This is a genomic window from Gemmatimonadota bacterium, from assembly GCA_041390125.1.
Taxonomy (GTDB): Bacteria; Gemmatimonadota; Gemmatimonadetes; order Longimicrobiales; family Gaopeijiaceae; genus JAGQIF01.
This window is the reverse complement of the sequence record JAWKQN010000003.1, coordinates 1-13088: the sequence shown is the minus strand read 5'-3', so window position 1 is coordinate 13088 and position 13088 is coordinate 1. Positions and strand designations below refer to the sequence as shown.

The window sequence follows — 13088 nt, the reverse complement described above, 5'->3', positions numbered from 1 at the left end:
CCGGCTCCCCTGATGGGCGCCTACATCCTGCGCCGCCTGGTGCAGATGATCCCGATGGCGTTCGGGATCAGCCTCGTGCTCTTCGCCGTGATCCAGGCCGCACCCGGCGGACCGGAAGGCGCGCTGCTCGAGAGCGGTCGCTTCATCGACCCCTCCGTCATCGAGGCCTACCGGCGGCGGCTCGGGGTGGATCAGCCGGTGCACATCCAGTACCTGCGCTGGTTGGGCGCGGCGCTCACGGGCGACCTGGGCATCAGCTTCTCCACGACGCGGCCCGTGGCCGCCATGATCCTGGAGCGGCTCCCGGCCACGCTCGAGCTGATGGGCGTCTCCTTCCTCTTCGCCGCCGTCGTCGCCATCGCGCTGGGAATCCTGAGCGCGGTGCGCCAGTACACGACGGTCGACTTCCTGGGCACGGCGCTCTCGTTCCTGGGCATGGCCATGCCCGTGTTCTGGTTCGCGCTCATCCTCCAGTGGCTGTTCGCCGTCAAGCTCGGGTGGCTGCCCGTCTCCGGCACGGAGACGGTGGGCGCGAGCTCGCTCGGCGACCACCTGCTGCACCTGATCCTGCCGGGCCTGGTCCTGTCGTTCCGCTACATCGCGGGCTGGTCGCGCTACCTGCGCGCGAGCCTGCTGGGCTCGCTGCGCGCCGACTACGTGCGCACCGCCCGCGCCAAGGGGCTGCCCGAAGGGCGCGTGATCGGCGTGCACGCCGTGCGCAACGCGCTGATCCCGGTGCTCTCGGTCATGGCGCTCAACCTGGCCGGCCTCTTCTCGGGCGCCGTGATCACGGAGACCGTGTTCGCCTGGCCGGGCATCGGCCGCATGTTCGTGCAGGCCATGTTCGCCCGCGACTACCCGCTGCTCATGGGCATCCTGATGCTGGGCTCGCTCATGGTGATCGTCTTCAACCTGGTCGCGGACGTCCTGTACGGCGTGCTCGATCCCCGCATCCGCTACGAATGAGCGGCCTCGCGCCCTCCCCCGAGCGTCCCCGCTCCCGCGCCTGGCGCCGCTTCCGGCGCCACACCCTGGCCTGGGTGTCCATCGCGGTGTTCGCGCTGGTGGGCATGGCCTGCCTGGCGGCCCCCTGGATCGCCCCCTATGCGTTCGACGCCATCGACCTGGGCAGCATCCGCGAAGCGCCCTCGCCGGAGCACTGGATGGGCACCGACGACCTGGGCCGCGACCTCTTCACGCGGGTGCTGTACGGCGGTCGCATCTCCATCCTCATCGGGCTGCTGGCCGCGGGGCTGGGCACGGGCTTCGGCACCCTGGTGGGCGCGCTCGCGGGCTACTTCGGGGGCCGCACGGACGGGCTGCTCATGCGCGCCACGGACGTGGCCTACGCCATCCCCACGCTGCCCCTGTTGATCGTGCTCAGCTCCTACACACAGGCGGACGCCACGTCCATGGCGCTGATCATCGGCCTGCTGAGCTGGATGACCACCGCGCGGGTCGTGCGCGGCGAGGTGCTGTCGCTCAAGCAGATGCCGTTCGTCGAGGCGGCGCGCAGCCTGGGCGCCACCCATCGGCGCATCATCTCGCTGCACCTGCTCCCCAACGCGGTGGGCCCCATCGTGGTCGGGGCGACGCTCGCCGTGGGCAACGCCATCGTGCTCGAGTCGTCCTTGAGCTTCCTGGGCCTGGGCGTCCAGCCGCCCACGCCCACCTGGGGCAACCTGCTGCAGGACGCCCAGGCCACCATGGCCACCAACCCGTGGCTCACCCTCTTTCCCGGGCTGGCCATCCTGGTGATCGTGCTGGCCGTGAACTTCATCGGCGACGGTCTCCAGGACGCGCTCGACCCCGCGGGCCGGACGGCATGAGCACCGCCCCGGCTCCCGAGCGGGCCCCCGTGCTGGAGGTGCGCGACCTGGTCGTGCGCTTCCACACGGAAGCGGGCGTCGTGCACGCCGTGCGGGGCGTCTCCTGGGACATCGACGCGGGCCGCTCGCTCGCGCTGGTGGGCGAGAGCGGCTCGGGGAAGACCGTGAGCGCGTTGGCCCTGATGGGCCTGGTCCCCTCGCCGCCCGGACGCGTGGAGGAGGGAAGCGTACACCTGCGCGGCCGCAGCCTGCTCGGGCTGTCCCCGCGGGAGTGGCAGCGCGTGCGGGGGCGCGAGATCGCCATGGTCTTCCAGGACCCCATGACGTCCCTGAACCCGGTGCTCACCATCGGGCGGCAGATGACGGAAGGCCTGGAGGTGCATCTGGGCCTGGACCGCACCCGCGCGCGGGCCCGTGCGGCCGAGCTGCTGGACCTGGTCGGGATCCCCAACGCGTCCGGGCGGCTGGCGGATCACCCGCACGAGTTCTCGGGCGGCCAGCGCCAGCGCATCATGATCGCCATGGCCCTGTCCTGTCAGCCCGCGGTCCTCGTGGCGGACGAGCCCACCACCGCCCTCGACGTCACCATCCAGGCGCAGATCGTGGATCTGGTGAAGCGACTCCAGGCCGACCTCGGCACCGCGATCCTGTGGATCACGCACGACCTGGCGCTCGTCGCCGGCTTCGCGGACGAGGTGGCCGTGATGTACGCCGGCACCCTGGTCGAGCGCGCCCCGGCCGAGCGCCTCTACGCGGCGCCACGCCATCCCTACACGGTGGGACTGTTGCGCTCGCTGCCGGCGCTGGAGGGACCGGTCGCGCAACGGCTGCCCTCCATCGAGGGCGCGCCGCCGGACCTGCTGCGGCCGCCGGACGGGTGTCCGTTCGCGCCCCGCTGCCCTCTGGTGGTGGAGCGGTGTCGGGCCGAGCGCCCGCCGCTCCAGGACGTGGGTCCGTCCCACACGTCCGCGTGCTGGCGGTGGGACGAGGTGGGCCGGTGAGCGGCGCACGACCCGCCGACGCCGCGGCGCGGGAGGATCCCATCCCGCACGGTCGACCCCTCGTCGAGGTGCGCGACCTCGCCGTGCACTTTCCGATCCGGCGCGGCGTGCTCCGCCGCCAGGTCGGCGCCATCCGCGCCGTCGACGGCGTCAGCTTCGAGCTCGCGGCCGGCGAGACGCTGGGCCTCGTGGGTGAGAGCGGCTCGGGCAAGTCCACGACGGGGCGCGCCCTGCTGCGTCTGCTCGAGCCCACCGCCGGCACGGTGCGCTTCGACGGGATCGATCTCGGGACGTTGGCGGCGGAGGCCCTGCGGCGGCTGCGCCGCGACATGCAGATCGTCTTCCAGGATCCGATGGCATCGCTGAACCCGCGACGCACGGTGGGGGCCACGGTGCGGGAACCGCTCGACGTGCACGGGTTGGGATCGCCCGTCCAACGCACGGCGCGCGTGGCCGAGCTGCTGGCGCGCGTGGGCCTGGACCCCGCGTTCGCGCAGCGCTACCCCCACGAATTCTCCGGCGGGCAGCGCCAGCGGATCGGGATCGCCCGTGCGTTGGCCACCCAGCCCCGCTTCGTCGTAGCGGACGAGCCCATCTCGGCGCTCGACGTGTCCATCCAGGCCCAGATCGTCAACCTGCTCGCCGATCTCAAGGAGGAGCTCGGCCTCACGTACCTGTTCATCGCGCACGACCTGGCGATGGTGCGGCACCTGAGCGACCGCGTCGCGGTGCTCTACCTGGGTCGGCTGGCCGAGATCGGCCCCACCGCACAGGTCTTCGCGCGCCCGCGTCACCCCTACACGCAGGCGCTGCTGGCGGCGATCCCGGTCGCCGATCCGTCCCGACGGGCCGAGGCGCGCATCGCCGTCCAGGGCGAGCTCCCGGACCCGTCGCGCCCACCGCCGGGCTGCCCGTTCCATCCGCGCTGTCCCCGGGCCACGGACGTGTGTCGTCGCGAAACGCCGCTCCTTTCGGGAACGGCGGACGCACCCGCACATCAGGCTGCCTGCCACCATCCGGACTGAGGCCCGCGCGCGGCCGGACGATCCGTTCGCGTCTGCGCGGCGTACCACAGACGAGCACCGGCAGCGCGCCGGTCCCGCCTCGCCGCTTCAGACCGCCTCATGCTTCGATCGCTGCGCGCACCGCTCGCACTGCTGTCCTGCCTCGCATCCGGCGCGTGCGACGACGTCACCGTCGCACCGCTCGCCGTCGATGCCGTGATCCTCTCGCCCGCCGAGCTGGCGCTGGTGGTCGGGGACGCGGTGCAGCTGGAGGCGCAGGTGCGCTCCGGCGACGGCGCTTCGCTGCCCACCACGGGCGTCCTGTGGACCAGCTCGGATCCCGCATCGGTGCCCGTGACCCCGGACGGCACCGTCATCGCCGTGCGAACGGGCTCCGCCCGCATCACCGGTCGCCTGGGTGGCGTGGAGGGCGTGGCCGACGTGACCGTCGCCGCGGGTCCGGCGCTGCTGACCGACCGGACGTCGGCGGTCTTCACCGCCCGCGTGCGGGGCCAGACATCGGGCCCGCAAAGCTTCGCGGTCACGGCCCGCGGTGGCGAGCCGGTGGACCTCGTGGCGACGCGGATCGTCCATGCGCCGGGGCAGCCCACGGGATGGCTCGATGCCTCCCTGGCGTCGTCCGCCACGCCCACCACCCTCGTGCTGCGGGCCTCCGCGGAAGCCCTGCCTACCGGGATCTACGGCGCCACCGTGCGGGTGAGCGCGCCCGATCGTCCCGATGCGCAGATCCTCGTCTCGCTCTCGGTGCAGCCGGAGCCGGCGCTCCTCGCAGTCGCGCCCGGCGACGTCGCGTTCACGCTGGACCAAGGGGGTACGGCACGGGCCCAGGTGGAGGTGACGAACGCGGGTGGCGAGGTGCTCGAGGGCCTCTCCGCGACGCTCGAGGACGCGACGGGCACCGCGCCGGCCTGGCTGGAGGCGACGCTGTCCGCGACCACCGCCCCCGCCACGCTCTCGCTGCGCGCGGACGCCGGCGCTCTATCGCCCGGGGTGCACAGGGCCCAGGTGCGGCTGGACGCCGAGGGCGCCGCCAACAGCCCGCTCCGCATCCCGGTCGTGCTCACCGTCCGCCCGACCTCGAGTGAGCGCCTGCGCGGAGCACCCGTCGCCGTGGACTGGACCTGGACCCTCGGCGGGACGCGGCCCGGCCCCACCGACGTCGCCCTCGCCACCGCGAGCGGCGCCACGCTTGGCGGGCTCGCGGTCCAGATCCAGCACGAAGCAGGGCAGCCCAGCGGGTGGGTGGCGGCGACACTGTCGACCACGAGCACGCCGGCGACGCTGTCGCTCCGGATCTCGACGCCGACGCTCAGCCCGGGTGCGTACGACGCCGTGGTGCAGGTCTCCTCGCCCGGCGCCGCGGGCGGGCCGCTGCTCCTACCGGTCCACCTGGACGTGCTCCCGGCCCCCAGCGGGCTGGTTGCCACACCCGACTCCGTGGTCTTCCGCGCCAGCGCGGGCGGAGCCCGCCCGGCGGCTCAGGCCCTGCGGATCTCGAGCGCGAGCCCGGTCAGCGACCTGGCGCTGGACCTCGACTGGGGCTCCGGGCCCGTCGGCTGGCTCGCGACGAGCCTGACGAGCGCCTCGACCCCATCCGTGTTGCGCGTCGAGGTGACCCGGGACCTGCCGGCCGGGGTCCACCGCGCCGTCGTCCGGGTGGGGAGCGGCTCGGGTCCGCCCCTCGAGGTTCCGGTGGTGCTGGAGGTCGCGGGCCCGCCGCGGATCGCGCTGTCTCCGTCGCAGGTCGACCTGACGGCGGCCGCGGGCGACCCCACACCGGTCTCGCGCACGATCCGGGTGCTGAACTCCGGGGGCGGCGGTCTCGCGGACCTGTCGGTGCGCGCGATCCACCACACGCAGGGCGCCGCCGGATGGTTGGGCGCGGGGCTCTCGCGCACGGACGACCCGGCCGACCTGGTCGTGACCGCCGACGCGAGCGGCCTGGCGCCCGGCCGCTACGAGGCCTGGGTGCTCGTCGCGTCGTCCGCGCCCGCGGTGGTGAACAGCCCGCGTGCGATGCGCGTGACGCTGGTGGTGGAGCCCCCGCCCTCCTGAGGTCCGACGCCGCCGGGCCGCCCGCGCTTGCCCGTCGGGGACCCCCACCGCATCCTACCCCCGGGCCGGCTCCGCCGCCGGCCCGGTTCCGCATTCGCCGTTTCACGGAGGAGATTCGATGCGCGCGTCCGCCCCGCGGGCTCTGTGGTTGTGTGCCCTCGCGATGGTGATCACCCCCGGACTGCTGTCGGCCCAACGGGCCGACCGGCGCCTCAACCGGCTCAAGGACGAAGCCCTCGAGCTGGTGCAGGAGCGCTCCAAGATGGTCCAGGAGATCGTGGACATGCTCTACTCGTTCGGCGAGCTGGGCATGCAGGAGTTCGAGACCCAGAAGTACCTGACGGGTCTCCTGGAGCAGGAGGGCTTCCAGATCGAGCTGGGCGTGGCCGGCATGCCGTCGGCCTGGACGGCCCGCTGGGGCTCGGGAGAGCCCGTGATCGCGCTGGGCTCCGACGTGGACGGCATCCCGCAATCCAACCAGAAGCCCGGTGTCGGCTACCGCGAGGCCATCGTCTCCATGGCACCCGGCCACGGCGAGGGCCACAACTCCGGTCAGGCCGTCAACATCGTGGCGGCGCTCGCGGTGAAGGAGATCATGGAGCGGGAGAACATCCCCGGCACCCTCCTCATCTGGCCCGGCGTGGCCGAAGAGCAGGTGGCGTCGAAGGCGTTCTTCGTGCGCGAAGGGATCTTCGAGGACGTGGACGTGAACCTGTTCACGCACGTCGGCTCCAACTTCGGCATGTCGTGGGGACAGGCGGGCGGCAACGCGCTGTGGTCGGTGCAGTTCCGCTTCAGCGGCGAGACGGCCCACTCCGCCGGCGCGCCCTGGCGCGGGCGCTCGGCGCTGGACGCGGTCATGCTGATGGCGCAGGCGTGGGAGTTCAAGCGTGAGCACCTGCAGCCCGCCGCCCGCTCGCACTACATCATCGTCGACGGCGGGGACCAGCCCAACGTGGTGCCGCAGACGGCCACCATCTGGTTCTACTTCCGCGAGCGGGACTACGAGCGCACCAAGGCCATGTACGACGCCGCCGTGAAGATGGCGGAGGGCGCCGCGCTCATGACCGGCACGGAGGTGGACACCATCATGACGGTGGGGGCCGCCTGGGGCCGCCACTTCAGCAAGCCGGTGGCCGAGGCCACCTATCGCAACATCCAGCGCGTCGGGTTGCCGGAATGGGACGAGGCCGACCAGACCCTGGCCCGCGGCCTCCAGCGCGAGCTGGGCGTGGACGAGGACGGGCTCGCCACCCAGATCGACTCGCTCGACGGCCCGGTCGACCTGGAGCGCTCCCTGGGCGGCGGCTCCGACGACATCGGCGACATCTCGTGGAACATGCCCACGGTGACGCTGCGCTATCCATCCAACATCCCCGGCGGGCCCGGCCACAACTGGGCCAACGGGATCGCCATGGCCACGCCGATCGCCCACAAGGGCGCCCTGGCCGGTGCCAAGGTGCAGGCCCTGACCCTGCTGGACCTGCTTCTCCAGCCGCAGATCGTCGCGGACGCCTGGGACTACTTCAACAACGTGCAGACCAAGGAGCAGACGTACATCCCGTTCATCTCGCCCACGGACCAGCCCGCCATCTGGCTCAACGAGGACATCATGGCGCGCTGGCGGCCGGAGATGCGGCAGTACTACTACGATCCCTCCCGCTTCTCCAGCTACCTGGAGCAGCTCGGGATCGAGTATCCCACCGTGCGTTCCCGTCCGGTCAGCGAACAGGACGGACGCTGAGGCGGTGACGGTCCCCCGCAGGCGCCGGGCGCAGTCGCGCCCGGCGCCTTTCTTTCACCCTGGATGAACATGCCCGACCGCCTGCGCGTCGGTGTGATCGGCGCCGGCCGCTGGTCCAACACCGCCCACCTGCCCGGCTTCCACCGCTCCCCCCTGTGTGATCTCGTCGCTCTGTGCGACCTGGACGAGGAGCTGGCCCGCACGCGCGCCGGCCAGTGGGACATCCCCGACGTCCTGACCGACCCCGAAGCCCTGCTCGCGCGGGACGACATCGACGTCATCGACATCGTGACGCGGGGCGACCATCAGGATCTCGTGTTCGCCACCTTGGAGGCGGGAAAGCACTGCCTGGTGGAGAAGCCGGTGTGCCACGATTTCCGCGACGTCTGGAGAGCGCAGAAGCTCGCGGAGTCCAAGGGCCTGAAGACCAAGGTGGGCCTGACGTTCCGCTATGCGCCCGCGGTGATGTACATGTTCGACCTCATCCGGCAGGGGTTCATCGGGCAGCCGTTCATCTTCAACGGCTACGAGCAGAACTCGCAGTGGCTGGACCCGGACAACCCCATGGACAAGCGCATCCACAAGACCCGACCGGTGGGGGAGGCGCCCTGGGGAACGGACACGAGTCGGGAGGGCATCACGGTGTCGTCGTTGGAAGGGTATGGCGCGCCCACGATCGACATCGGGCTCGAGTGCGTCGGCGCCGACCTCACGCAGGTGGTGGGCATCCTCGCCAACATGGTGCCCTACCGGCGCCGGACCAACCTCGACACCGAGCGCGAGCGCATCCATATCGACGACGCGGACATGTTCATGGGCGAGGCCGCGAACGGCGCGCTCTTCTCCATGCAGTCCTCGTACGTGACGGTCGGCAACTACCCGGGCATCGAGGCCCGCATCTATGGTTCGGAGGGTGCGCTGATCGTCCGGCTGGTAGAGGAGTTCGGCGTCATCCAGACGCTGCACGGCGCCAAGCCCGATGCCGTGGAGTTCGTGCCGTTCGAGATCCCGGAGCGCTACTTCCCACCCGGCTACCAGGAGGGTGACGCGTGGGGCGCGGCCTTCTACGGAAACCTCGTGCACAACTTCCTGCAGGAGATCACGGACGGGGGAAGCGTGAATCAGGGCAACTTCGCCCAGAGTGCGCGCGTCCAGGAGATCATCAACGCGGTCGCGCTGTCGCACCGCCAGCATCGCTGGGTCCCGCTGCCCCTGGGCGAGGACGGTGGCACGCTGCCGGCCAGCCCGTTCTGACGCCCCTCCCACCGACCAGGCGCCCGTGACGGCATCCCCTTCCGCGGACCCACCCCTGCGCTGGGGCATTCTCTCCACCGCCAACATCGGGCGGGCGGCGGTGATCCCGGCGATCCGCGCCTCCAGCAACGGCGTGCTGTCCGCCGTCGCCAGCCGGGACCTGGAGCGCGCCCGCACCTTCGCGGAGGCCAACGGGGTCCCGCGCGCGCTCGGCTCCTACGAAGCGCTGCTGGACGATCCCGACGTGGACGCGCTGTACGTCCCGTTGCCGAACAGCCTGCACCTGGAGTGGACCGTGCGCGCGCTGGAGGCCGGCAAGCACGTGCTCTGCGAGAAGCCGTTGGGGCTCGGCGCCCGCGAATGCCTGGACATGGACCGCGTCGCGCGTGCGCACGGCGTGCGTCTGATGGAAGCGTTCATGTACCGCTTCCATCCGCGGACGGAGCGGTTGCTGGAGCTGGTACGGTCGGGAGCGGTGGGAGAGGTGCGCGTGATCCGGAGCGCGTTCACGTTCCGGTTGCGGAGCGCGGACAACATCCGGCTCGATCCGGACCTGGGCGGAGGCGCGCTCCGGGACGTCGGCTGCTACTGCGTCAACGTGAGTCGCACGGTGGCAGGCGCCGAACCGGTGGCGGTGCAAGCCAGCGCCACCTGGACGGAGCGCGGGGTGGACGAGGCGCTCACCGGCACCCTGTTCTTCGCGAACGGGGTCGTGGCCCGCTTCGACTGCGCCTTGACGCTGGAGCGCTACGAGCAGGTGGAGGTCGCGGGGACGGACGCGTGGCTCAGGGTCCCGCAGGCGTTCCTGCCCGGCACGGCGGACGTGGTCCTCGAGGAGCACCGGGGCCGGGAAGGTCGTACGGACCACCTGGTCACGGGCGCGGACGAATACCAGCGCATGGTGGAGCACTTCGTCGACCACGTACGGGACGGCCGTCCGTTCCGCTACGACGCCCGCGAGGCTGCGCTCAACCTGAAAGCCATCGAGGCGCTCTACGTATCGGCTCGGGCGAACGGGGCGCGGGTGGACGTCTAGTCCGCCCCGGCCCGCGGGCGGCCGGGCCCTCCGGCGCCGGCTCACGGTGGAACCAGGGAGGACGGGATGCGGGGACGGACGGCGGGGACCCGGCTGGGGATTCGACTGGCACTGCTGGCGCTCGCGGGCGCCACGCCGCTCGTGGCGCAGGCGCACGAAGAGGCGGCGCACGGAGAGCGGGCCGCGGTGGAGCGGGCCGCGCTGGACTATCTCGAGGGCTTCTACGAGGGCGACGAGGCCAAGCTCCGGCGCGGCATCAGCCCCGACGTGGTCAAGTACGGCTACTTCGTGCCCCGGGACGCGTCGACGTACACGGGCGAGCCCATGAGCTTCCAGCAGATGTTGGACTACGCCGAGCGCGTGAACTCCACCGGGCGCACCGCGCCGGCGGACGCACCCAAGGAGGTCGAGATCCTGGACCTGCTCGACCAGACCGCGGCGGTGAAGGTGACCGCGTTCTGGGGCAGCGACTACCTGCAGCTCGCCAAGGTGGACGGACGCTGGAAGATCCTGCACGTCCTGTGGCAGAGCCCGCCGCGCGGCTGACGCTGCACCCGTTCGGCAGCCAGCCTCAGGCGGTCGTCGCGCCGTCCCGTCCGCCGGCGCGGGAACCGGCGGACAGGCCGTGGGCGGCCAGGAAGTCGTCGGCGCCGACCGGACGCCCGAACAGGAAGCCCTGCTGCAACGTGCAGCCTGCGCGCCGCAGGAGAGCGCTCTGCGCGTGCGACTCCACCCCCTCGGCCACGACCGCCAGCGAGAGTGTGCGCGACATCGCCATCACGGCCTCCACGATGGCGCGGTCGTCGGTGCTGTCGGGCAGGCGCTCGACGAAGGAGCGATCCACCTTCACCGCGCCGATGGGGTAGCGGCGCAGGTGCACCAGGGAAGACGACCCGGTGCCGAAGTCGTCGAGCGCCATCTTCACGCCCATCTCACCCAGTCGATCGATGGCGCTGGGGATGACGCGCCCGTGATCGGACAGGAGCATCTGCTCGGTGATCTCCAGGCAGATCTGCTCCCGCGCGCGTCCCATGCCCGCCAGCAGCTCGACCAGCTCGTCCGTGAAGCGTGGATCCGCCAGCTGGATGGCGGCCACATTGACGTGCAGGACGAAGCGTTCGTCCACCGATCCGTCTTCGCGCCAGCGCATGAGGTGACGGATCGCGCTCTGCAGGACCCACGTGCCGATCGCGCCGATGAGCGTCGACTCGGCGGCGATGCCCAGGAAGCTGTCGGGCGGCAGGATCTGGCCACGGTGGGGCCAGCGGATCAACGCCTCGGCGCCCACGACGGCCTCCGCCGAGACGTCCACGATCGGTTGGAAGTGCAACGCGAAGCTCGACCGGTGCAGGGTCTCCAGGAGCTCGCCCTCCACACGTAGGCGCTCCCGGGCGGTGGTCCGCAGCTCCCGCGTGAACTCCACCGCCTGGTCGCGCCCCCGCCGCTTGGCCTCGTACATGGCCGCATCGGCGTCCCGGATCAGGTCCGGTCCCGGACAGTGCGTGTCCGTCCACGCGAACCCGACGCTCGCGTGGACCGACCAGCGCTCGTCCACCGGCTCGACCAGGGCCTCCCGGATCCGCCGACAGAGATCGGGCACCTCCGCGCGGGGGATGTCCTCCGCGAGAACGACGAATTCGTCACCGCCCATCCGCGCCACCGAGTCCTGGTCCCGCACCGTGCCCTGCAGCCGACCCGCCACGACGCGCAGGACGAGATCCCCCGCCTCGTGCCCGGCGGAATCGTTGATGAGCTTGAACTCGTCGAGGTCGAGGAACAGCACGGCCACGCCCGACCCGCCCCGACCCAGGCGCTTCAGGGCCACGGCGAGACGGTCCACGAACAGCATACGGTTGGGAAGGCCGGTCAGGCCGTCGGTCATGGCCATGGCCGCCAGCCGACGCTCCGAGTCCACGCGCTGCGTCACGTCCGTACCGATGCACAGCACGGACGTGGCGGGTCCCGTCTGGTCGAGCTCGGGAACGACCCGGAAGTCGACCCAGATGGAGCCGGTCGGCTCGGCCAGCTCGATCCCGCTCACGTCCCGCGGACGCCCATCCGAGAGCACGTCGATGGCAACGGGGACCAACTGGTCGAGCAGGGGCGCGGGAAGGGTCAGTGGCACGAGGGGGGCCTCCGCACCGCCTTCCGCACCGTCCCAGGTGGACAGGAAGCGTTCGAAGCCGCGGTTCACGTAGCTGGGCAGGAGGTCGTGGCCGAGTCGGCAGATCAGCAGCGGGCTCTGCTCCACCAGGCTCCGGTAGCGTGCCTCGCTGGCGGCCAGACGCTCGGCCAGGTCGCGCGTCGCGGCCTCGATCTCGGCCAGCGTACGGTGATCCCGCTGCAGCCGCCGGTGCTGGTGCTGGAGCTCCCGCAGCTGGCGATTGAGCGCGGTGAACGCGGTCCGCTCTCCGCGCACCAGACGCACCAGGATCCGGCCCTCCCGCCGGTCCACCATCTGGAGTCGTGCCTCCCAGCCCACGCCGGCCATGTGCAGGCGGGCCAACACGGGCTCGCCGGTGCGCCGCAAGCGGCCCAGCAGGACGGCGAGCCCCGCCCGGTCTTCCACGGATTCAACAAGACGGTCGCCCGGCTGCAGCGAGAGCGGTTCCTGCACCCCGGCCACGGCCAGGACGCGCGTGTCGTCGTCGAGGAGCAGCAGGCACGCCCCCAGGAAGCGGGCGAGGCGCGTGAGGTCGAGCGGAAGCAACGGCCCGGGCTCCACGGTCACCCCTCGACAGCGGACGCGCCAAAATACTCGCGCACCCGGATCCCGTCGGGTGCGGCGCCGGGCTGCAGGAAGATCCGGATCCGGCAGCCGGGCGCGCCCTCGGCGATCGTCTCCTCCAGCTCGACCCGCGCGTACCCCAGGTGGTTGGCCGCGATGGTGCCGAAGACGTTCGACGTCATCATGCAGAGGGAGGGGCGTCCGCGGACATGCGCTCCGAACGGGCAGGTATGATTCTGGAAGATCAGCTCGCGCGGGGAGTGCTGCTCCACGGAGAACCCGCCGCCGATGCGGCGCTTGAGCTCGACCAGGACGGCGGCCACCTGGTCCCGATCGAGACGGTCCACCCCCAGCTCCTCGCGGAAGCCCGCGTCCAGCCGAGCCCCGACCGCCTCACCCACGAGCCCGACGTAGCC

At 71.8% G+C, this 13088-nt stretch carries 11 protein-coding genes; 9 read left to right on the top strand and 2 right to left on the bottom strand.

The features are described from left to right. Positions 1-12 precede the first annotated feature (12 nt). The 9 genes from R3E98_01690 (at position 13) to R3E98_01650 (ending at position 10490) form a co-directional block, all read left to right on the top strand. Positions 13-966, top strand: a complete 954-nt coding sequence (locus tag R3E98_01690) for an ABC transporter permease (protein MEZ4422096.1) — start codon at positions 13-15, stop codon at positions 964-966. After that, positions 963-1829, top strand: coding sequence for an ABC transporter permease (locus tag R3E98_01685; protein ID MEZ4422095.1), 867 nt, complete (start codon positions 963-965; stop codon positions 1827-1829). Before R3E98_01690 ends, R3E98_01685 begins: the two co-directional genes overlap by 4 nt. Next, positions 1826-2830 carry an ABC transporter ATP-binding protein gene (locus R3E98_01680; protein MEZ4422094.1) on the top strand — a complete coding sequence of 335 codons (1005 nt, stop codon included), beginning with the start codon at positions 1826-1828 and terminating at the stop codon, positions 2828-2830. The genes R3E98_01685 and R3E98_01680 overlap by 4 nt, the downstream gene beginning before the upstream one ends. A gap of 41 nt (positions 2831-2871) precedes the next feature. Then, positions 2872-3855 (top strand): ATP-binding cassette domain-containing protein, encoded by a 984-nt coding sequence (locus R3E98_01675; protein MEZ4422093.1) that lies wholly within the window; start codon positions 2872-2874, stop codon positions 3853-3855. A 99-nt stretch (positions 3856-3954) separates the two neighbouring features. Next, positions 3955-5910 (top strand): Ig-like domain-containing protein, encoded by a 1956-nt coding sequence (locus R3E98_01670; GenBank protein MEZ4422092.1) that lies wholly within the window; start codon positions 3955-3957, stop codon positions 5908-5910. Positions 5911-6028: 118 nt separating this feature from the next. Further along, positions 6029-7654 carry an amidohydrolase gene (locus R3E98_01665; GenBank protein ID MEZ4422091.1) on the top strand — a complete coding sequence of 542 codons (1626 nt, stop codon included), beginning with the start codon at positions 6029-6031 and terminating at the stop codon, positions 7652-7654. 69 nt (positions 7655-7723) lie between these two features. Continuing rightward, a complete protein-coding gene (locus R3E98_01660; protein ID MEZ4422090.1) occupies positions 7724-8908 on the top strand; it encodes a Gfo/Idh/MocA family oxidoreductase in 1185 nt (394 codons plus the stop codon). A 25-nt stretch (positions 8909-8933) separates the two neighbouring features. After that, positions 8934-9944: a Gfo/Idh/MocA family oxidoreductase gene (locus R3E98_01655; GenBank protein MEZ4422089.1), complete on the top strand. Its 1011-nt coding sequence runs from the start codon at positions 8934-8936 to the stop codon at positions 9942-9944. A gap of 66 nt (positions 9945-10010) precedes the next feature. Next, positions 10011-10490 (top strand): nuclear transport factor 2 family protein, encoded by a 480-nt coding sequence (locus tag R3E98_01650; protein ID MEZ4422088.1) that lies wholly within the window; start codon positions 10011-10013, stop codon positions 10488-10490. A gap of 25 nt (positions 10491-10515) precedes the next feature. On the opposite strand, the gene R3E98_01645 is transcribed toward R3E98_01650, so the two are convergent. Both R3E98_01645 and R3E98_01640 read right to left on the bottom strand, forming a co-directional pair. Next, positions 10516-12654 (bottom strand): EAL domain-containing protein, encoded by a 2139-nt coding sequence (locus R3E98_01645; protein MEZ4422087.1) that lies wholly within the window; start codon positions 12652-12654, stop codon positions 10516-10518. A gap of 17 nt (positions 12655-12671) precedes the next feature. After that, positions 12672-13088, bottom strand: a 417-nt coding sequence (locus R3E98_01640; protein ID MEZ4422086.1) for a methanogen output domain 1-containing protein, incomplete at its 5' end; no start/stop codon positions are given.